Annotated in this window: 17 protein-coding genes; 8 read left to right on the forward strand and 9 right to left on the reverse strand. The window is 72.5% G+C overall.

Annotated elements, in window-relative coordinates; translation table 11 throughout:
* Position 1: 1 nt before the first annotated feature.
* Genes ACIBK8_RS17510 through ACIBK8_RS17530 form a run of 5 tightly spaced genes read right to left on the reverse strand, consistent with a single transcriptional unit; the run spans position 2 to position 5036 of the window.
* A complete protein-coding gene (locus ACIBK8_RS17510) occupies positions 2 to 1045 on the reverse strand; it encodes a DUF4255 domain-containing protein (protein ID WP_399042718.1) in 1044 nt (347 codons plus the stop codon).
* Positions 1046 to 1049: 4 nt separating this feature from the next.
* On the reverse strand, positions 1050 to 1814 hold the full coding sequence (locus tag ACIBK8_RS17515; RefSeq protein WP_399042719.1) for a hypothetical protein: 765 nt from the start codon (positions 1812 to 1814) through the stop codon (positions 1050 to 1052).
* A complete protein-coding gene (locus ACIBK8_RS17520) occupies positions 1807 to 2583 on the reverse strand; it encodes a hypothetical protein (protein ID WP_399042720.1) in 777 nt (258 codons plus the stop codon). The genes ACIBK8_RS17515 and ACIBK8_RS17520 overlap by 8 nt, the downstream gene beginning before the upstream one ends.
* 29 nt (positions 2584 to 2612) lie before the next feature.
* A complete protein-coding gene (locus tag ACIBK8_RS17525; RefSeq protein ID WP_399042721.1) occupies positions 2613 to 3137 on the reverse strand; it encodes a phage tail protein in 525 nt (174 codons plus the stop codon).
* A gap of 42 nt (positions 3138 to 3179) precedes the next feature.
* Entirely contained in the window at positions 3180 to 5036 is a 1857-nt protein-coding gene (locus tag ACIBK8_RS17530) for a phage tail sheath family protein (protein ID WP_399042722.1), read from the reverse strand.
* Between the two features lie 817 nt (positions 5037 to 5853).
* Between ACIBK8_RS17530 and sucC the strand changes: the two genes are divergently transcribed.
* Together sucC and sucD are read left to right on the forward strand one after the other, a co-directional pair.
* Positions 5854 to 7032 (forward strand): ADP-forming succinate--CoA ligase subunit beta, encoded by a 1179-nt coding sequence (gene sucC, locus ACIBK8_RS17535; protein ID WP_399042723.1) that lies wholly within the window; start codon positions 5854 to 5856, stop codon positions 7030 to 7032.
* A 20-nt stretch (positions 7033 to 7052) separates the two neighbouring features.
* Positions 7053 to 7937 carry a succinate--CoA ligase subunit alpha gene (gene sucD, locus ACIBK8_RS17540; RefSeq protein WP_393687408.1) on the forward strand — a complete coding sequence of 295 codons (885 nt, stop codon included), beginning with the start codon at positions 7053 to 7055 and terminating at the stop codon, positions 7935 to 7937.
* 156 nt (positions 7938 to 8093) lie between these two features.
* Here the strand turns inward: sucD and ACIBK8_RS17545 are convergent, their stop codons facing one another.
* Entirely contained in the window at positions 8094 to 9389 is a 1296-nt protein-coding gene (locus ACIBK8_RS17545; protein ID WP_399042724.1) for an RNA polymerase sigma factor, read from the reverse strand.
* Positions 9390 to 9533: 144 nt separating this feature from the next.
* On the opposite strand from ACIBK8_RS17545, the gene ACIBK8_RS17550 reads away from it, so the two are divergent.
* Complete coding sequence (locus ACIBK8_RS17550; RefSeq protein WP_399042725.1) at positions 9534 to 11648, forward strand: DUF6350 family protein; 2115 nt, start codon at positions 9534 to 9536, stop codon at positions 11646 to 11648.
* A 64-nt stretch (positions 11649 to 11712) separates the two neighbouring features.
* Here the strand turns inward: ACIBK8_RS17550 and ACIBK8_RS17555 are convergent, their stop codons facing one another.
* Positions 11713 to 12759 carry a hypothetical protein gene (locus tag ACIBK8_RS17555; RefSeq protein ID WP_399042726.1) on the reverse strand — a complete coding sequence of 349 codons (1047 nt, stop codon included), beginning with the start codon at positions 12757 to 12759 and terminating at the stop codon, positions 11713 to 11715.
* 334 nt (positions 12760 to 13093) lie between these two features.
* Between ACIBK8_RS17555 and purN the strand changes: the two genes are divergently transcribed.
* Together purN and purH are read left to right on the forward strand one after the other, a co-directional pair.
* Positions 13094 to 13744, forward strand: a complete 651-nt coding sequence (purN, locus tag ACIBK8_RS17560; RefSeq protein ID WP_399042728.1) for a phosphoribosylglycinamide formyltransferase — start codon at positions 13094 to 13096, stop codon at positions 13742 to 13744.
* A complete protein-coding gene (gene purH, locus ACIBK8_RS17565; RefSeq protein WP_399042729.1) occupies positions 13741 to 15312 on the forward strand; it encodes a bifunctional phosphoribosylaminoimidazolecarboxamide formyltransferase/IMP cyclohydrolase in 1572 nt (523 codons plus the stop codon). Before purN ends, purH begins: the two co-directional genes overlap by 4 nt.
* Before the next feature lie 179 nt (positions 15313 to 15491).
* On the opposite strand, the gene ACIBK8_RS17570 is transcribed toward purH, so the two are convergent.
* Together ACIBK8_RS17570 and ACIBK8_RS17575 are read right to left on the reverse strand one after the other, a co-directional pair.
* On the reverse strand, positions 15492 to 16052 hold the full coding sequence (locus ACIBK8_RS17570; RefSeq protein ID WP_399042731.1) for a hypothetical protein: 561 nt from the start codon (positions 16050 to 16052) through the stop codon (positions 15492 to 15494).
* 164 nt (positions 16053 to 16216) lie between these two features.
* Positions 16217 to 16999: an RDD family protein gene (locus tag ACIBK8_RS17575; protein WP_399042732.1), complete on the reverse strand. Its 783-nt coding sequence runs from the start codon at positions 16997 to 16999 to the stop codon at positions 16217 to 16219.
* A gap of 245 nt (positions 17000 to 17244) precedes the next feature.
* Between ACIBK8_RS17575 and ACIBK8_RS17580 the strand changes: the two genes are divergently transcribed.
* The 3 genes from ACIBK8_RS17580 (at position 17245) to ACIBK8_RS17590 (ending at position 20286) form a co-directional block, all read left to right on the forward strand.
* Positions 17245 to 18099: a bifunctional methylenetetrahydrofolate dehydrogenase/methenyltetrahydrofolate cyclohydrolase gene (locus ACIBK8_RS17580; RefSeq protein ID WP_393687397.1), complete on the forward strand. Its 855-nt coding sequence runs from the start codon at positions 17245 to 17247 to the stop codon at positions 18097 to 18099.
* Between the two features lies 1 nt (position 18100).
* Positions 18101 to 18547 carry a DUF3017 domain-containing protein gene (locus ACIBK8_RS17585; RefSeq protein WP_393687396.1) on the forward strand — a complete coding sequence of 149 codons (447 nt, stop codon included), beginning with the start codon at positions 18101 to 18103 and terminating at the stop codon, positions 18545 to 18547.
* 749 nt (positions 18548 to 19296) lie between these two features.
* On the forward strand, positions 19297 to 20286 hold the full coding sequence (locus ACIBK8_RS17590; protein WP_399042733.1) for a malate dehydrogenase: 990 nt from the start codon (positions 19297 to 19299) through the stop codon (positions 20284 to 20286).
* Positions 20287 to 20382: the final 96 nt, after the last annotated feature.

Here is a 20382-nt window from a genome sequence, read left to right on the forward strand (position 1 = left end):
GTCAGCCCTCCTTGCCGGAGCCGGAGCCGGAGCCGGTGCCGGTGTCGGTCTCTCGGGCGGGGGAGGGCGCCGCGTCACCCGCACCCGAACGCGGCGACCCGGGCGCCGACTTGGCGGCCTTGCGCTGCGCCCGCCCCGCCGGCGGCTTCTTCGCCGCCCGGGTGCCCGCGCCGCCGACCCCCGCGGCTGCCTTCCGCGCCGCCCGCGTGGACGCCCCGGCGGCCCGGCCGCGCTCCGCGTCTTCCCGGGGCTTGCCGTCCTGGCCCGCGCCATCGGCCTTCGCACGGCCCGCCGCCTTGTCCTCGTCGCCCCCGGAACCGCGCGCCGTCGCCGCACCGGCCGCGCCTTCCGCCGGATCCGATGCCCCCGCGCCCCCGGCGACCTGCGCACCCCGCTCCGGCGCCCTCACGACGGCCGAAGGCTCCGGCGCCCCCGGCGACCCGAACGGGTGGACGTGCACATCCGGCCGCTCCACCGGCTTCGCCGGAATCGGCTTCTCGCGTCCTTCGACCAGCACCAGGGCCGCCTGATAGCAGACCGAGAGGACGTACGGGGTCTGGTGGAGCATGCCCCAGAGCTTCGAGGTCTCGTCGATGTCCATCTGGGTCGGCGTGAAGCGGACCTTCTGGATCGCGTCGGCGAGGTCGCTGCCCGCGAGATACGGCCGCCGCGCCGCCTCCTCGATCAACTCCCGTGGCAGTACGGGTATTTCGTGCAGGGTGCGGATGACGGTGCCCAGCAGCCGCTGCCCGACCAGCTCGGTCTCCTCGCCGAACGCGCTGATCAGGAAGTGCAGGTCGAGCGGCGCCGCGGGGCGCTTGAGCAGCGTGCCGTCCGACGCGCGGGTCGGCAGGTCGCTGTTGCGGAGCGAGACGTTCGGGGTGACCTGGTAGAGGAAGACCGTGATCGTCGGCTCGGTGGGCGGATCGGCCGGCGGCCTGCGGGTCTCGACCGATACCGCCATGTCGATCTCCGGCCGCAGATTGTTCTCCAGCAGCAGCGCAAGGGCCTGGGTGACGGTGGCGATGGCAAGTGCGTTGCTCATGGCGTCAGTTCCTCTTCTCGTCGCGGGAGAGGTAGTCCGTGAGGCTCAGCGCGGGCCCGCGCCGCGCCGTACGGGCCGGAGCTGCGGCCTCCCCGCGTGCCTGGCCGCCCGCCGCGGTGACTTCGAGCCGGCCGATCTGTACGTGCACCACGCGCTCAGCCGGGCGCCCGCCACGGCGGCCCGCACCCTGCCTGGCGGCGGCGCCGCGCACCGCAGCCGCCAGGTCGCCGCGCGGGCGCGCCACACCGGCCGGGACCGGAGCGGTGGCGGCCGGTGCGGACGCGGCCGGGCGTACGGACGCACGCCCGGCCGCGGTGTCGTCGTCCCGGGTGGCCCCGACCGTCCGGACCTGCCGCACCGGCTCGGCGGTGTCCTGACGGGCCCGCCCGGTGACCGGCGCGGCGGGCCGCAACAGGGGCGCGGCTGAAGGCCGTACGCGCTCCCCGCCGTCATCCGGTACGTCCTGCGGCACCGGACCCGGCCGGACCACGGTCTCCCGCTCCGTGGTCCGCACCTCCCGCTCCACGCGGGTGAACGCGCGGCCGGGCGGCCGTGGCGCGGCGGCGGGCGGCGCGAGCAGGCCGGGCGCAGGACCCTCGTCGGCACGCCCGCCGCCCAGCGACTCGATGCGCTCGAACGGCCCGGGGAGCCGCGGGCGCACGCGGGCGGGACGGCCCGGAGCGTCCGCCGGCAGGCCGGGCGGCCCGGCGGCGGGCGCGGCTGCGTGCCGGGCCAGCAGCCGGTCGAAGTAGTCGGGCAGCTCAGGCATCAGCGCACAACTCCAGGTAGTAGCGGCGGCGTTGCGGGCTGAGCGCGAGGATCTCCGGCTCGCTCCAGCCGTAGGCGGTGGCGAGCAGATGGACGTCGAGGAGCACGTCACGGGCCCAGGCGTCCAGCTCGGTCCACAGGTGGTCGGCGATGTCCAGCTCGGCGGGGGTGGCATCGCCGCACTCGGGGCAGGCGATGCTGAGCGTGATCTCGGCCGCCGGGTCGGCGCGTTCGGCCGCTTCGGCCAGCAGGCGCCGCACCTTGTCGGGCAGCGCGCCCGGCAGCTCGTCGGCGGGCAGCGGCGCGCCGTCCCGGGTCGCCGAGACCGTGCAGCGGGCCAGCAGCAGCTGCTGGGCGTCGGGCGGATCCAGCGCGGCGGCCGGGTCGGCGAGCGCGCGGGTGACCGCGGCGAGGTCGGCGACGGTCGGCAGCCGGAAGTCGACCACCCAGCCGCCGTCGGCCACCCGCAGCACCCCGTCGTCCGCCGCCGTGCCCGCCGCCGGAGCGGCGAACTGCCCCGCGTCGAGGTCAAACTCCATCGCCTCGGCGCACCCGCCGCACTCCACCCGCACCTGCATCCGCTCGCCGAACAGCGCCCGGCGCAACCCGAAGAGGTCGGCGGCGCGCCGACCGACCGGCACCGCGAGCAGCGCGTCGGTGCCGGTCTCCGGGCGGGCCGCCCGGTGCAGCAGCAGGGCGCGCCCGGCCGCGTCCCGGTCGAGCCCCGCCTCCCAGGTGGCCAGCAGCTCAGCCGGCCCCGTCAGCGCCATCCCTCACCCCCGTCCGGCAGCCCCCGCGGTCAGCCGGGATGCGTGAACGACGGTTCCTGCGGCTCGGGCACCTCGTAGTCGCGCTCCCAGCCCTCGCACTCCAGCTTCAGGCTCTGGATGGCGACGGCGTTGGCGTTGGCGTCCATCTCGCCCAGGACCTGGTACTCGCTCGGCCAGGACCGGTAGATCTTGTGCGAGACGGCGACCTGCCCGGCTTCGTTGAGCACCTGGATGACGATGTCCTTGCGGAAGTCGGCCAGCGACACCTCGGATCCGAGACCGGCGCCGACCTGCCAGACCTTGTTGGCCCAGCGGTCGAACTCCGGGTCGTGGGTGACCCCGCGCTCCAGAGTGATCCCCTCGAACTCCGAGCGGCCAGGAGACTTGCGCGGAGAGCTGGGGTCGCCGCCGTGCCGGTGCTTGACGACCTCGGTGGTGCGCTTCAACGGACTGATCTTGCTGACACCCGCGACCGTACGCCCGTCCCACAGGACCAGGAACTTGAAGTTCTTGTACGGGTCGAAGCGATGGGCGTTGATCTGAAACTCAGCCATCGGATTCCTTACGTCCCTTTCCCTCGCGTCTCCCACCGGACGTCAGACGTCGAACTGACCGGCCATCTGCTGGATCTTGACGATCACGAACTCCGCGGGCTTGACCGGCGCGATGCCGACCACGACGTTGACGATGCCGCGCTCGATGTCCTCGTCGGTCGTGGTGTCCTTGTCGCACTTGACGAAGTACGCCTGCCGCGGAGTGCCGCCCTTGAAGGCGCCCTTCTCGAAGAGCGAGTGCAGATAGGCGGAGGCGTTGAGCCGGATCTGCTGCCACAGCTGCTCGTTGTTCGGCTCGAAGACCACCCATTGCAGGCCGCGCAGCAGGCTCTCCTCGACGTGCAGCGCCAGCCGCCGCACCGGGACGTACTTCCACTCGCTGTCCAGACCGTCAGCGCCCTCCAGGGTGCGGGCACCCCAGATCAGCGGGCCGACCATCGGGAAACTGCGCAGCACGTTCACGCCGAGCGGGTTGAGCAGCCCGTTCTCCCGGTCGGTGAGCTTGACGGTCAGCGAGTGCACGCCCGCGAGCCGCGCCTCGGTGCCTGCCGGTGCCTTCCACACCCCGCGCTCGCTGTCCGTCCGCGCGATGACGCCGGCGACCGCGCCCGACGGCGGGAAGGACCGCAGCCTGCCGGTCAGCGGGTCGGTGAGCTGGAGGTGCGGGAAGTACAGGCCGGAGTGGTTGCCGCGGACCGGCGTGAAGGCGGCGATACCCGCGCGGGCCGCGTCCACGCTGCTCCAGGCGGCGGGCGCGTCCACCAGCAGGAAGATCCGCCGCTCCCGGCAGAGCCGCTCGGCCGCCGACAGCACCGTGACCATGTCATCGGTGCTCTCGTACGACGCCAGCTCGGGCAGTGCCAGCAGATTGACGTCGTGGACGTCGCGCAGCGCCTGGATTCCGGTCTTGCGCGCCTCGCTGCCGATGAGGTCGCGCGGGCCCGGCAGTTCACCGTCCTCGCCGCCGCACAGCGGGAAGACCGGCGGGTTGACGGACGCTTCGAGGCCCAGGTCGTTGGCGCACTCGCCGACGAACCTGACCACGTCGTCCGGGTCGGTCGAACCGGCCACGACCTGGATGCGGCGCCCGAACGCGATGACCTCGGCCCCGGCGAACGCGTGCTTGCCGGGAGCGTCGGGCAGCGCGCGCAGCTGGTGTTCGAGCAGCAGCGCCAGCTCGGTGACGTTGCACGGCGCCGGTCCGTCGCAGTCCGGGTCGTAGAGCGTGAACTCGCGCTCCACCTCGCCGATCTTCACCGTCAACTCGACGTTGAGATCCGGGAGTTCGTGATGGAACGCCTTGGAGACGGTGCCGGATGGGTCGGGGCGGCCCTCGCCGACGACCGCGACGCGGACCAGTGCGGACCCGGCGTTGACGACGGTCTCGGCGTACCGGCCGTGGCCGGGATCCATGGACAGCCCGGAGAACGCCTCACGGGCGGTGCCGTGCGCGTCCAGGATCTGAAGGTTGAAGGTGTGGTCCGGGTGGTGGGTGTCGTAGTCGACGGCGACCCGCAGGCCGGAGCCCCAGACGCCTGGCTCCTTGGCGTGCACCTCCAGGACCGGGCACTGGCTGTGGCCCTCGGTGGACTCCAGGGTGACGCAGGCTTCCCTGCCGGTGTGCGCCTTGGCGACCCGGACGATCACCGCGACGGTGCCGCCGTTGCCGAAGAACTGGTGGACGGCGTAGCCGACCGGGCTCTGCGAGGTCAGCCCGCCGAAGCGGCGCTCGAAGTCGGCGAAGCTGGTGATCCGTACCGGGTGGTTGAGCGGGCCGCGCCGGGTGTGGCCGACGAAGGCGGTCACGGACGTGGTGACGGTGGTGATGCTGCGGATGCTGCTGGGAAGCTCTTCGACATAGACGCCGGGATAGGTCGTATGTGTCGGCTGGGTCAGCATTCCCTCTCCAATCCCTTCAGGCACCGAGTGTGAGGACACCAAGAAATCGAGAGAGTCGGGAGGGGTGGCGGGAGGAAGAGGGAAGGGGCGGCGGGGTGCGGGAGAGCCCGCGCCCACGTCGTTGTCCGCGGTCGCGCATCCCCCCGCCACCCATCAAGTTCCCCCGTCTGCACCCGGTGCCGGCGGTCTGCCGACCGGCCTGCACGGGACCAAGCCCGAAGCTTGTGACTCCTGATGCGTAAGTGCTCAACGCAGTGTCCGCCGGGTGGAGTTGAGGGTCAAGAGAGCATTCAGGACAGGGTGTGCGCGGGAAATGTGACGGGCCATCGCATCTCCTCCGCACAACAAGTGCCCCGCCTTCCGAAGCGGAATCACGCGACAAGGGGCGTGCGGGTGCGTACCGGTGAAAGCCGCCGCGCGGGGCGCGGGGGAGCGGGTACGGCGGGTGACCGCCGGCCGTACGCCGGGTGACGCGCGGTGACGCCGAAACGCGCCCCGCCTTGGGCCACGGGAAGGAATTCCGGCCGTGGCGCGACGTGAGCCGTTCCACAACGACGGGCGCCGGCGCGTACGAATCCGCCGGTGCACGGCGCCTTGGCCATGGAATCTGTGACCGTAATCACCGCCACAGTGTGATCTGTGATTTAGGGCCGCACGTCCCACGGCGATAACCTGCGAGACGGACATGCCGCGTATTCGGTCACCGTGTACGCATCCCCTGTGACAGCGCCGTCACGTTGCCCTTCGCGGCACGCCCATCGCAGAGAACGACCCGCGATCACTACGGCGATTCTGAGAAGACAAGGGACGGACGCGCGTGGACCTGTTCGAGTACCAGGCGAGGGACCTCTTCGCCAAGCACGGTGTACCGGTGCTGGCCGGTGAAGTCATCGACACGCCTGAGGCAGCCCGCGAGGCGACCGAGCGTCTTGGCGGCAAGTCTGTCGTCAAGGCCCAGGTGAAGGTCGGCGGCCGAGGCAAGGCCGGCGGCGTCAAGCTGGCCGCCACCCCCGACGAGGCGGTCGCCCGCGCGACCGACATTCTCGGCATGGACATCAAGGGCCACACGGTCCACAAGGTGATGATCGCCGAGCTGTCCCCGGAGATCGAGGCGGAGTACTACGTCTCGTACCTCCTCGACCGCACCAACCGCACCTTCCTGGCCATGGCCTCGGTGCAGGGCGGCATGGACATCGAGGAGGTCGCGGAGAAGACCCCCGAGGCCCTCGCGAAGGTCCCGGTCAACGCTGTCGACGGCGTGGACATCGCCAAGGCCCGCGAGATCGTGGCCCAGGCGAAGTTCCCGGCCGACGTGGCCGAGGGTGTCGCCGAGGCCATGGTGACCCTGTGGGACACCTTCGTCGCGGAGGACGCCCTCCTCGTCGAGGTCAACCCGCTGGTGAAGACCAAGGACGGCCGCATCCTGGCGCTTGACGGCAAGGTCTCGCTCGACGAGAACGCCGACTTCCGCCAGCCGGAGCACGAGGCCCTGGAGGACAAGGCCGCGGCCAACCCGCTGGAGGCCGCCGCCAAGGCCAAGGGCCTCAACTACGTCAAGCTCGACGGCGAGGTCGGCATCATCGGTAACGGTGCCGGTCTGGTCATGTCGACCCTGGACGTCGTCGCGTACGCCGGTGAGAACCACGGCAACGTGAAGCCCGCCAACTTCCTCGACATCGGTGGCGGCGCCTCCGCCGAGGTCATGGCGAACGGCCTGGAGATCATCCTCGGCGACTCGGACGTCAAGTCCGTGTTCGTCAACGTCTTCGGCGGCATCACCGCCTGTGACGAGGTCGCCAACGGCATCGTCCAGGCCCTGGAGCTGCTCAAGTCCAAGGGCGAGGACGTCACCAAGCCGCTGGTCGTGCGCCTCGACGGCAACAACGCGGAGCTGGGTCGCAAGATCCTTTCCGACGCCAACCACCCGCTGGTGCAGCGCGTGGACACCATGGACGGCGCGGCCGACAAGGCCGCCGAGCTCGCGGCTGCGAAGTAAGGACGAGGGACTCCAACACCATGGCTATCTTCCTCACCAAGGACAGCAAGGTCATCGTCCAGGGGATGACCGGCGCCACCGGCATGAAGCACACCAAGCTCATGCTGGGTGACGGCACCAACATCGTCGGCGGCGTGAACCCCCGCAAGGCCGGCGAGAAGGTCGACTTCGACGGCACCGAGGTGCCCGTCTTCGGCACCGTCGCCGAGGCGATGGAGCAGACCGGCGCCGACGTCTCCGTCATCTTCGTGCCGCCGAAGTTCGCGAAGGCCGCCGTCGTCGAGGCGATCGACGCGGAGATCGGCCTCGCGGTCGTCATCACCGAGGGCATCGCCGTCCACGACTCCGCCGCCTTCTGGGCGTACGCGGGCTCGAAGGGCAACAAGACCCGGATCATCGGCCCGAACTGCCCCGGCCTGATCACCCCCGGCCAGTCCAACGCCGGCATCATCCCGGGCGACATCACCAAGCCCGGCCGCATCGGTCTCGTGTCCAAGTCCGGCACGCTGACCTACCAGATGATGTACGAGCTGCGCGACATCGGCTTCTCGTCGGCCGTCGGCATCGGTGGCGACCCGGTCATCGGCACCACCCACATCGACGCCCTCAAGGCGTTCGAGGCGGACGCCGACACCGACCTGATCGTGATGATCGGCGAGATCGGCGGCGACGCCGAGGAGCGTGCGGCCGACTTCATCAAGGCCAACGTCACCAAGCCGGTCGTCGGCTACGTCGCGGGCTTCACCGCGCCCGAGGGCAAGACCATGGGCCACGCAGGCGCCATCGTCTCCGGCTCCTCCGGCACCGCCCAGGCGAAGAAGGAGGCCCTGGAGGCCGCCGGCGTCAAGGTCGGCAAGACCCCGTCGGAGACCGCCGTTCTGGCGCGCGAGATCCTCAACGGCTGATCGCAGCCGCACGGCAGCACCGGACCCGTCCGGCGCACCCGGCCGCGGGCCCGCACCCTCAAGTGGTGCGGGCCCGCGGCCGTTTGCGCGGCATGACCGAACCGAGCCGTACGCGACGGGCGCCGCCTGCCGCACGTCACGCCCCTGCCGCAGATGTCACCGCGGCGGGCCGCTCCCGGCTCCCTGACCTGCCGGGTGCCCCGTCGGCGGCGCGGCCGGGGACACGGCCCCGTGCCCGGCGGCGGGACCGGGGCGGGGCCGCGGCCCGGGGCCCACCCGCGGCTTGCCGTCATCGGCACCGTCGCCGTAGTCGTCCTCCCCTTCGTAGTCACCACCGTTCTCCCCATAGCCGTCCGCCCCCGGCTCGTACGCGTCACGGCCTGTGTCACCGCCGTCGGCCGCGCTGTCGCCCGTCGGCTCGCCGCCGTTTTCCGGTCGCCCGCCGTCCGCCCGGGTTCCGGGCGCGGCAGACGTGGCGGGCGCCGCCGGCACGGTCACCTCCGGCGGATGCACGGCCCGGTTCGGCGCGGTGAGCAGCACGAACGCGGTCGCCGTCGCGAGCAGCGCGATCATCCCGAACGCGCCCCTGGTGATCCGCCGGGCGCTGCGCTCGCTGCCGCCGCGGACCGCAGCCGCGGCCGAAGGCGCCACCGGCTGCGCGGCGGCCAGCACCGCCAGCCGCTCGTGCAGGATCTCGCCCTGCCGCGCCACCGATGCCCCCTCAAGCCCGAGTTCGGGCAGCCGGCCGGCCACCGTCTCGCGCGCGTGGGTCAGCCGCCCCGCGGTGGCCGGGGTGCTCGCCTCGATCTCGGCCGCGGTCTCGCAGAGGCCGAGCCCGACGCCGTCGTGCAGCAGCAGCGTGCGCCGGTACGCGGCGGGCAGCTCAAGCAACGCACTCAGCAGCGCACGCTCGCCGGGCCCCGCGGGCGGCGGCGCGGGCGCCTTCGGCGACGGCTTGTCGGCCGCCCGCCCCCAGGGGCGCATCCGGTGCCACGGCGACAGCGCGTACTCGTACGCGGCGGCCCGCACCCAGCCGGCCGGATCCCGGTCCACCGCCACCTCGGGCCACCGCTGCCAGGCCAGCTGGAACGCCCGCTCCACCGCCTCCTGGGCGCGCCGTGGCCGCCCGGTGAGGAGATACGCCTGCCGGATCAGCCCGGCCGCGTGCCGGTCGTAGAGCGCGTCGAACGCGGCAACGGCCCCCTCACCAGGCAAGGGCGGTACGGGCCCGGCCTCCGGCGCCTCCTCCCGGGCGGTCACCAGCGGCAGCTCCTCGGTGTCGTCGGCGGCGAGCGCGTCGACGGCCTCGGCGGCCACCGGCTCGGGCGACGACCGGTCCCTGGCCCGTTCGTCCCGCCGCTTCCCGGCGCCCCGTTCCCTTGTCTTCCGCTCCGGCCGGTTCGGCTGTCCGCCCGACCGCCGACGCGTCTGCTGCTTCCTGCGCTGCCTCATGCCTGCCTCCACACGGCCCCCCGACGGATCGATGAAAGTCGCACCAGAAGACAGTGTGAAAAACGGAATAAGCGGAAGGTGCGCGACACGTCGGGCATTTGCTCACTACGCGGATGAATCAGGTGTTGTTGGCAGCATGGCGCTGTGAGCCAGCTGACCGATCGTGGCCCGACACTGTCCTCGCACGGCCGGACCGCCGCGCAGCGCTCCTCCGCGATCAGCGGCGCCTTCTTCAGCGGTGTGACGGCAGCCGGCCTGGGCCTGGGCGTGCTCACCGTCGCCGTACTCCTGATCTGGGTCGCCTCCCCGTACCCCGGCAGCGACCCCACCGGCGCCCTGCACCTCGCCGCCGACCTCTGGCTGCTCGCGCACGGCGTCGACCTGGCACGCACCGGAACCCTCTCCGGAACCCCGGTCCCCATCGCCCTGACCCCGCTGCTGCTGACCGTCCTGCCCGTCTGGCTGCTCCACCGGGCCACCCGGCACGCCCTGGCGGACGCCGACGACCAGCCCGCTGACCCCGGGGCCGAGGTCCCGGCGCGGAGCCGGCTGGGCGCGCTGCTCGCCGGGTATCTGCTGGTCGCCGCCGGTGCCGTGCTGTACGCGTCGACGGGACCGCTGCGGGCCGTGCCGCTCAGCGCCGCGGTGTGCGTGCCGGTCGCGGCCGTCGGCACGCTCGGCGTATCGGCCTGGCGGGTCCTGGGGGCCGACGAGTCCGACGAGCACGGGGGAGCGGCGGGCTCGGAGCTGGTTCCGGGGTGGGCGCGGCGGCTGCTCGCGGTGCTGCCGGGCGGCGTCAGGTACCTCGCCGGCGGCCCGCGGCGCGCCGCGGTACGCCGCTCCGCGACCGCTGCCGTCCTCACCCTGCTCGCCTCGGGCACCGTGCTGACGCTCGTCGGGCTCGGGCTGCACGCGGGCGAGGCCAGGGGCGACCTCTTCGGGCTCGCGTCGGACTGGGCAGGCCGGGGCGCGGTGCTGGTGCTCTGCCTGGCCCTGCTCCCGAACGCCGCCGTCTGGGGCGCCGCATACGGCCTCGGCCCCGGCTTCACGGCCGGGGTCGGCGGCACGGCGGGACCGCTGGGCACGGCCGCCCCGCCCGCGCTGCCGCACTTCCCGCTGCTCGGCGCGCTGCCGGACCCGGCCCCCGTCACGCCGCTGACCTGGGCGGTCGCCGCCGGTCCTGTGATGGCGGGGATCCTGCTCGCCCGGTACGTGGCGCATCAGGCGTCGGGCTCGGGCGGTGCGGGCCGTCCCTGGCGGCGCCGGACGACGGCGGCCGTCGCCGGGCTCGCGGCCGGGGCCTGCGGGGCGGCGATGGCCGGGCTCGCCGCCCTGTCGGGCGGCGCACTGGGCACCGGACGGCTCGCCGTCTTCGGCCCCACCTGGTGGCTGACCGGCCTCGCCGCCGCGGGCTGGACGGCCCTGACCGGCGTCCCGTGCGCCCTCCTGCTCCGCGCCTGCCGCCTGAGGTCGGCACGGCGCCGGCACGCCGAGAAGCAGAGGGACGGCCGGGGCCTGCGCCGCTTCCTGGGCGGGCGCCGGGGCAAGGCGACGGACGTCGATCCGGGCGTCGCGGTGCCGGTGCCGGACGCGCGCGCGGTCGGCCCGGAGGGGCTGATCCCGGCCGGAGAGGCGCCGGAAGCGCCGGTGCCGCATGCCGCGGGCGCGTCAGGGCCGCATGCCCCGGGAGCGCCGGAACCGGTCGCCCCGCAGATCGTTCCGGTGGCGGTCTCGCCGTACGGGGACGGGGACGGGGGCGCGGACGGTGAGCCGGTCGGCCGCCCTGCCGATGCGACGGACGGGGCGGCAGAGGGCGAAGGGGCCGAGGCGCCGAATGCGGAAGGCGGTGGCTCGCGGTGGTCCCGTGGTGCGCGTACTCGGAGGGCGGGCCGGGACGGGGCGGGAACCGGTGAGCGTGAGGTGCGGAAGCGGCGGAAGGCGCGGAAGGCCGCGAAGCGACGGAAGGGCGGTGCGGAGGGTGTCGATCAGGAGACGGCCGAGCTGTACGGGTTCGACCGCGTCGTGCACCGTTACGACCCCTGGCACGAAGCGGACACCCGGGCGGCCCGCTGGGCGGAACTGCGGGTCCGCTCCCACGACTTGATGGCCGACTTCCCCGACGAGGCCGAGCCGCCCCGGACCGAGCCGCCCCGGACCGAGAACCCACGGGCCGAGACCTCACGGGCCGAGCCCGCGCACGGAGGGCGGCCCGAAGGCGCACCGGCCGGGACGGAGCCGGCGGCGGAAGAGGGCCGCTGACCCGGCACCGGTCCGGGACCGGGTCAGGGCCAGGGTTTCCCCCTTGCTTCCTCTGCCGCTCCTCCTACTCCTGCACGCTCAGCAGCGGGCGGAGCTGTTCGGGGAGCAGCTTTTCGCAGGACTTGGCGGCCGACTGCGTCAGGGCGTCGTCGACGCAGGTGAAGTAGTCGCGGTAGACGAGCTGCACGGCGAAGGTCGCGGCCACCATCATGAGGGCGAGACCCGCCACCACCAGACCGCTGATCGCGGCGGTCGTCTGCGGGCGGGTGGACTGCGGTGCGGCGGGGCCGCCGGGCGCCGGAGCGCCGTACGGGCCGCCCCGGCCCGCATCGGAGCCGTCGGCCGAAGGCGCAGGCAGGCCCTCCATGGCCGCCGTCGTCGCCGCGGCCTTCGCCTTCGCGGAGGACCCCGGCTTGGCGCGGAGCGAGCTGATGCCCCAGTAGATGGCCAGCGCGCCCAACAGGAGGGCGACCTCCGGCAGGTTGAAGAGTACGAAGAAGAACGCCCACATGCCGCCGAGCAGTGCGTAGCGTGCGCGCCGCTGGGCCGGGTCGGTGGGATCCCAGCGCAGGCCGCCGGGCGCGCCGGGACCGCCCTGGCCGCCGCCCTGCTGACCGCTGCGGCCCGGCCGGGTGCCGAAGCCGCCGCCCTGCCGCCCCGGCTGCTTGCTGCTCCACTGGCTGCCCCAGGCCGGCGGCTGCTCGTCGCCCGGCGCCTGGCCGTCGTCGCCGTGGTGGCTGTGCGCGTGCTGGTGCCGCGGGCGCCACTCCTGGTCGGGGGCGTCGGCGGGCGGCGGGGCGAAGGGGTTGTCACGGTCGGGCGCGGCGGGCCGGTCCGGCGTCGCGTCCGGGGAGCCCCGGTCCTTGCCTGGGCCGCCGTCGCCCTCCGGATCTGCGGATCCCGACGAGCCGGAGCCGTCGCCCGTGCCGGATGAACCGGAGCCGCCGGACGAGCCCGTGTCCGACGAGCGCAGGGCGCCCGTGCTGCGTGACGGGCCCGATGCGGCGGGGGAAGGGGAGGACGACGTGGCGTCACGCGGCAGCAGGACCGCCCCGGGGATGGTCGCGGGCAGCGGGATGAGGAGGGCCGCGCGGCGGTGTCGGTCCGGCATCTGGAGTGTGTCTTCCCCTTGTCTCGGCCGCCCTTCCGGCTGGTGGGCCGGGCGGACGATTACCACGAACTGCATGCGTTCTCAGGCCCGACGCTACCTCCCGTGCCCGCCCCCGTCCCGTGGGGGCCGCGCGGTGTGCCGGTATCGTTGCTGACGGTCGGCGCCTTCGTAGGGTTCCCCGTATTTCCGCAACCCATGGCTTCGTACGACTGCACAAAGATGTCGGTCGGGCGCGCTGCCGGGGCCGTGCGGGTGCCGGCCGGTATCAGGGGCGCCACCGCACCCCGCACGACATCCGCACCGCAGCAGCACCCACGCGAGAAAGACCCCCATCGTGGATCCCCTTCGCCCTTCGTCCCGCCCGGACGCCGCCCCCGCCCGGCTTGTCGTCCTCGTCTCCGGATCGGGCACCAACCTCCAGGCGCTGCTGGACGCCGTCGCCGAAGCGGGGCCCGCCGCCTACGGAGCCGAGATCGTCGCGGTGGGCGCCGACCGCGAGGGCATCGCGGGGCTCGACCGCGCCGAGCGGGCCGGCCTGCCGACGTTCGTGTGCAAGGTCAAGGACCACGGCGACCGCGCGCAGTGGGACGCCGCGCTCACCGAAGCGACCGCCGCGTACGCGCCCGACCTGGTGATCTCGGCCGGCTTCATGAAGATCCTCGGCAGGGACTTCCTGGCCCGCTTCGGTGGCCGGATCGTCAACACGCACCCGGCCCTGCTGCCCAGTTTTCCCGGTGCCCACGGCGTACGCGACGCGCTCGCGTACGGCGTGACGGTCACCGGCTGCACCGTCCACTTCGTCGACGAAGGCGTCGACACCGGGCCGATCATCGCGCAGGGCGTGGTGGAGATCCGGGACGAGGACGACGAATCCGCGCTGCATGAGCGCATCAAGGAAGTCGAGCGCACTCTGCTCGTCGAGGTCGTGGGGCGTCTGGCCCGGCACGGCTACCGCATTGAGGGACGAAAGGTACGTATCTCGTGACCGCCACCGCCGAAGGTACGAAGCGGCCCATCCGCCGCGCTCTGGTCAGCGTCTATGACAAGACCGGTCTCGAAGAGCTGGCGAAGGGCCTGCACGCGGCGGGTGTCCAGCTCGTCTCGACCGGCTCGACGGCCGGGAAGATCGCCGCGGCCGGGGTTCCGGTCACCAAGGTCGAGGAGCTGACCGGCTTCCCCGAGTGCCTGGACGGCCGGGTCAAGACCCTGCACCCCAAGGTGCACGCCGGCATCCTCGCCGACCTGCGGCTCACCGACCACCAGCGGCAGCTCGCCGACCTGGGTGTCGAGCCGTTCGACCTGGTGATCGTGAACCTCTACCCGTTCCAGGAGACCGTCGCCTCCGGCGCCACTCCCGACGAGTGCGTGGAGCAGATCGACATCGGCGGCCCTTCGATGGTCCGCGCCGCCGCCAAGAACCACCCGTCCGTGGCTGTCGTCGTCAACCCCGGCCGTTACGACGACGTGCTTCAGGCCGTGTCCGGCGGCGGTTTCGACCTCACCGCCCGCAAGCGGCTGGCCGCCGAGGCGTTCCAGCACACCGCGGCCTACGACGTCGCCGTCGCCTCCTGGTTCGCGGACGGCTACGCCGCCGCCGACGACTCCGGCTTCCCCGAGTTCATCGGCTCCACCTACGTGCGCAAGAACGTCCTGCGCTACGGCGAGAACCCGCACCAGGGCGCCGCGCTGTACACCGCCGCCGCGGGCGGCGGCCTCGCCGACGCCGAGCAGCTGCACGGCAAGGAGATGTCCTACAACAACTTCACCGACACCGACGCCGCCCGGCGTGCCGCCTACGACCACGCCGAGCCGTGCGTCGCGATCATCAAGCACGCCAACCCCTGCGGCATCGCCGTCGCCGACGACGTCGCCGAGGCGCACCGCAAGGCGCACGCCTGCGACTCGCTGTCCGCCTACGGCGGCGTGATCGCCGTCAACCGCCCGGTGTCCGTGGCGATGGCCGAGCAGGTCGCCGAGATCTTCACCGAGGTCATCGTGGCGCCCGGCTACGAGGACGGCGCGCTGGAGGTCCTCTCCCGCAAGAAGAACATCCGCGTGCTGCGCGCCCCCGAGGCGCCGTCCGCGCCCGTCGAGGTCAAGGCCATCGACGGCGGCGCGCTGCTCCAGGTCACCGACCGGCTCCAGGCCGACGGCGACGACCCGGCGGCGTGGACGCTGGCGGCCGGCGCGGCGCTGAACGCCGACGAGCTGGCCGAGTTGGCCTTCGCGTGGCGTGCGGGCCGCGCGGTGAAGTCCAACGCGATCCTGCTCGCCAAGGACGGCGCCACGGTCGGCGTCGGCATGGGCCAGGTCAACCGCGTCGACTCCGCCAAGCTCGCCGTCCAGCGCGCGGGCGAGGAGCGGGCCCGTGGCGCCTACGCCTCGTCCGACGCGTTCTTCCCGTTCCCCGACGGCTTCGAGGTGCTCGCCGAAGCCGGCGTCAAGGCCGTTGTCCAGCCCGGCGGTTCGGTCCGTGACGAGCTGGTCGTCGAGGCCGCCGAGAAGGCCGGCGTGACGATGTACTTCACGGGGGCGCGGCACTTCTTCCACTGAGCCGCGGCCGTCGCGCTGCGGCGGTGTACGACGACGGGCCCGGCCCGTGCCTTCTGTGAGGCACGGGCCGGGCCCCGTTCGGTCCGGGTGCCTGTTACGGGGAGCGCCTGTACGGCGAAGGCCCTCTCGCCGTACGGGCGGGAGGGCCTTGCGGGGGTGGCGGGCCGGAGCCGCCGGGGTCAGTAACGCGGCCTGTTGAACCAGGCGTTGCCGTCGTCCTTCGAGGCGAAGGCTATGACCAGGATGCCGAGCACGGTGTGCACCAGACCGAGGGGGAAGACCAGGAAACTGGCCAGGGTGTTGGCGACACCGAAGACGATGGTGCCGATGCGGACCCCGCCGCCGCCGTTGTTGAACTGGAGCGCCAGCGTGACCGCCACCACCGTGAAGATCACGATGAGCACGATCAGCGCGATGAGCAGGCCCTTGCCGACGTTCAGCGCGGTCGCCGCGTCGTGGCTCTGGTACGGCGACGCGTTGCGCGCCGCCTTGCTGACGCCGCCGAGACCCGCGACGGCCCCTACGAGCCCGATCAGGTTCAGACCGGCGAGCACGAACAGCATCACGCGCGCCGCCTTCACCCCGCCCGGCATCCGGCTCAGGTACGGCCCGGCGGGCGGCATGCCGCCGCCACCCGGGTAGGGGCCGTACGGCGCGGGTGCCGGCTGCTGCTGCGGGTAGCCGTAACCGGGCTGCTGGCCCGGAGGCGGACCGTAGGGATTCTGGTTCGGATAACTCACGAGCAGTGTCCTTCGGGCGTCTTGAGCGGAAGAGCGGAAGAGCGGTGCGGAAATGCGGCGCGGGAAGCCGGCCGGGATCCCGTACGGTGCCGCGAAGGCCCCCGATCGCGCAGGTGCGAGGGGGCCTTCGCCGGCGGTTCAGGTCGCTGCGACCCAGGTCCGGATCACTGGATCTTGAGGACCACCGAGCCGACGGCCTTGTCGGCGAAGGTCTGGCCCTTCTCGTCCCACAGCGGCCACAGGTAGCCGATGGAGCAGGCGATGCTGTCCAGGAAGTGGGCCAGGCGGCGGACGAAGGCCATGCCGAAGCCGAGCGGCTGGCCGGTGGTCTCGCGCACGGTGCGGATGCCGAGGGCCTTCTTGCCCGGGGTCTGGCCGGTGTTGCCTTCCTTCACCAGGATGAAGATGAGCGCGGCGAAGGCCATCAGGCCGGCCACCGCGATCAGCAGGAAGGAGATCACCGGGAAGGTGCTGGACGACGCCGCGTCGATGGCGTCCAGGCGGCACTGGGTGTCGTCGAGCGCACAGCCGGAGTAGTCCGGGGTGATCGGGCCCGACGAGCCGGCGGCGATGAGGATCGCGATGATGTAGAGGATGCCGGGGACCACACCGACGATCAGGCCGTCGATGAGGTAGGCGCCCACCCGGGAGCCCCAGCCCGCGTAGCCGGTCGGCATCCCCATCCCCGGCATGCCGGGCTGACCCGGGTAGCCGGGCATCTGCTGCTGCTGCGGGTAGCCGTACGGCTGCTGCGGGGCGCCGGGCGCCTGCTGCTGCGGGTAGCCGTAGGGCTGCTGCGGCGGAGCCTGCGGCGGGCCCTGCTGGGGGTAGCCGTAGCCGGGCTGGCCGCCCTGCGGGGGCACCGGCGGCTGCTGGCCGTACGGCGCCTGCGGCGGGGCCTGCGGGGGCTGCTGGCCGTACGGGTTGTTGGGGTCGCCGAAACTCATGTGGTGATTTCCTCCGTTGGGTCAGTGGGGGACGACGCGGGCGCGACTTCGGAGGAATACAAGTTTCACTTGGCCCGCCCCCGATGATGCCTGCGGCACTGAGCGACAATCCTTCTAGCTGCGTGTGAACGTTGTCCAGTCAGGGCGGGAAGGTGTTGTGCAAGTGCAATGAACCATTCCGTGATGCGGGGCCCGCCCGCGCCCGGATTGGAACGCGACCGCCCCCATCCGGGAAGATGGGGGGTATGAGCGCCCAGATTCTCGATGGCAAGGCCACCGCAGCCGCGATCAAGTCCGAACTGACCGTCCGCGTGGAGGCGCTGAAGGCCAAGGGTGTCCAGCCCGGTCTCGGCACCGTACTGGTCGGTGACGACCCCGGCAGCCGCTGGTACGTCAACGGCAAGCACCGCGACTGCGCCCAGGTGGGCATCGCCTCCCTCCAGCGCGAACTGCCGGAGACCGCCACGCAGGAGGAGATCGAGGCGGTCGTACGGGAGCTGAACGACAACCCCGAGTGCACCGGCTACATCGTCCAACTCCCGCTCCCCAAGGGCATCGACACCAACCGCGTGCTCGCCCTCATGGACCCGGACAAGGACGCCGACGGCCTGCACCCGATGAGCCTGGGCAAGCTCGTGCTCAACGAGACCGGGCCGCTGCCCTGCACCCCGTACGGCATCGTGCAGCTGCTGCGCCGCCATGACGTCGAGATCAACGGCGCGCACGTGGTCGTGGTCGGCCGCGGGATCACCATCGGGCGGCCGATGCCGCTGGTGCTGACCCGGAAGTCGGAGAACGCCACGGTCACCCAGTGCCACACCGGCACCCGTGACCTGTCGGCGCAGCTCAAGCAGGCGGACATCATCGTCGCCGCGGCGGGTGTGCCGCACATCATCAAGCCCGAGGACGTGAAGCCGGGCGCCGCCGTGCTCGACGTGGGTGTCAGCCGGGACGAGAACGGCAAGATCGTCGGGGACGTGCACCCCGGCGTCGCCGATGTCGCCGGCTGGGTCGCCCCGAACCCGGGTGGTGTCGGGCCGATGACCCGCGCCCAGCTGCTGGTCAACGTCGTCGAGGCGGCCGAGCGGTCGGTCGGCTGACGTGGGTGCCGAGGCACAGGCCGACGGAGCGTCCGAGCCGCAGCGGGCCACTCGCCGCTTTCCGCAGCTGACGCGGGACACCGCTCGGCCGCAGGGCGGGGGCAGGGCGGCGCCGGGCGGGTTTCCGGCGCCGGCCAGGCAGTGGCCGCTGCTGAGCGTCATGGGCGGGGTGGCCGTGGGGCTGCTGCTGGTGGCGTTCGACGTGACCCGGATCGGGGCGATCCTGATCGGGCTTTCCCTGTTGGGGGCGGCGGCGTTGCGGTGGGCGTTGCCGTCGGTGGGGATGCTGGCGGTGCGGTCGCGGTTCACGGACTTGGTGACGTATGGGGGGCTGGGGGTGGTGATTGTGCTGTTGGCGTTGATGGTGCAGCCGAAGCCTTGGGTGCATGTGCCGTTTTTGGAGGATGTGGTGCACTTCACGGTTCGGGGGGATTCTTCGGGGGCGTGAGGTGCGTGCCCGGTTGTTTCGTGGTGCGGTGGGGGCGCGTGGCGTTGGTGGGTGGGTCGGAGGGGCCGCACCGGGTCGTCTCCTCGACGCATGTGCCCTCGGCTACCAGTCAAGAAGCTGCCGGTGTTGGCACCTGTCGCTGCGGGGAGCGACCCGGTACGGCCCCTCCGACCCACCCGGGCCTCGTACGCGGCTGAGCGCCGGTGGTTGCTCCCTGTTCTCGCCCTTCGGGCCTCGTGTGGCTGCGGGATGGTGGGTGGTTCCTGTGCCTCTCGCCCTTCGGGCATCGCTTGGGGAGGGGGCTGTTTTTGGCTGGGTGGGGGGGGAGTTCGCGGGGGTGTGGGTGGCTGGGATTCGACTGTGGTGTGGGGGTCGGTGCCGTGCGAGGGGATTGCTCTGGCGGATCCCGGGCATGCGGAGCATTAACCCCCCACGGGTGTGGCACAACTCGGCGGTCGCCTGCGCTCCCCCTCCATCTGCGGGCGACCGCCGCACTTTTGGGTGAGGTGGCAGGGGGCGTCTCCGTGGGCGGAGCGTGGTGCGGGCGGCCGTACGGGGGCACCGGTGAGGTGTTCCACACCGGCCCGTCGCCTGTGCCGGGCGGGGGTCCGATAGCCTGACCGACAGGTCTCTCGATACCAAGAGAAATCGTTGAGACCCGCTCGATGGGCAGGACACCCACCGCCACCCATGGTGGTCCGGGGGCTTGCCCCCGGAAACCTCCAGAAAATATCGCGCAGGAGATCGCCATGACCCGCACTCCCGTCAATGTCACCGTCACCGGCGCCGCCGGCCAGATCGGTTACGCACTCCTCTTCCGCATCGCATCCGGTCACCTGCTCGGCGCGGACGTGCCGGTCAAGCTGCGCCTCCTGGAGATCCCCCAGGGCCTGAAGGCCGCCGAGGGCACCGCGATGGAGCTGGACGACTGTGCCTTCCCGCTGCTTCAGGGCATCGACATCTCGGACGACCCGAACGTGGCCTTCGACGGCGCCAACGTCGCCCTCCTCGTCGGCGCCCGCCCCCGTACCAAGGGCATGGAGCGCGGCGACCTGCTGGAGGCCAACGGCGGGATCTTCAAGCCGCAGGGTGCCGCCATCAACGCGCACGCCGCGGACGACATCAAGGTCCTGGTGGTGGGCAACCCCGCCAACACCAACGCGCTGATCGCGCAGGCCGCGGCGCCGGACGTGCCGCGTGAGCGCTTCACCGCGATGACCCGCCTCGACCACAACCGTGCGCTCTCGCAGCTCTCGCAGAAGACCGGTGTGCCGGTGAGCGAGATTCGCAAGCTCACGATCTGGGGCAACCACTCCGCCACGCAGTACCCCGACATCTTCCACGCCGAGGTCGCGGGCAAGAACGCCGCCGAGGCCGTGAACGACCAGGCATGGCTGGCCGACGAGTTCATCCCGACCGTCGCCAAGCGCGGCGCGGCGATCATCGAGGCCCGTGGCGCGTCCTCCGCCGCGTCGGCCGCCAACGCCGCGATCGACCACGTCCACACCTGGGTCAACGGCACCGCCGATGGCGACTGGACCTCCATGGGCATCCCGTCGGACGGTTCGTACGGCGTCCCCGAGGGCCTGATCTCCTCGTTCCCCGTCACCACCAAGAACGGTGCGTACGAGATCGTCCAGGGCCTGGAGGTCAACGACTTCTCGCGCGAGCGCATCGACGCCTCCGTCAAGGAGCTGTCCGACGAGCGCGAGGCCGTGCGCGGTCTCGGCCTGCTCTGAGCCGTACCCGCTGCCCGTAGCCGAGGGCGCAGCAGCCACGAGCCCGCACGGTCCGCGAAGGACCGTGCGGGCTCGGCTGTTTTCACGGCACACGTT

This window comes from Streptomyces sp. NPDC050161 (assembly GCF_044460025.1).
GTDB lineage: Bacteria > Actinomycetota > Actinomycetes > Streptomycetales > Streptomycetaceae > Streptomyces.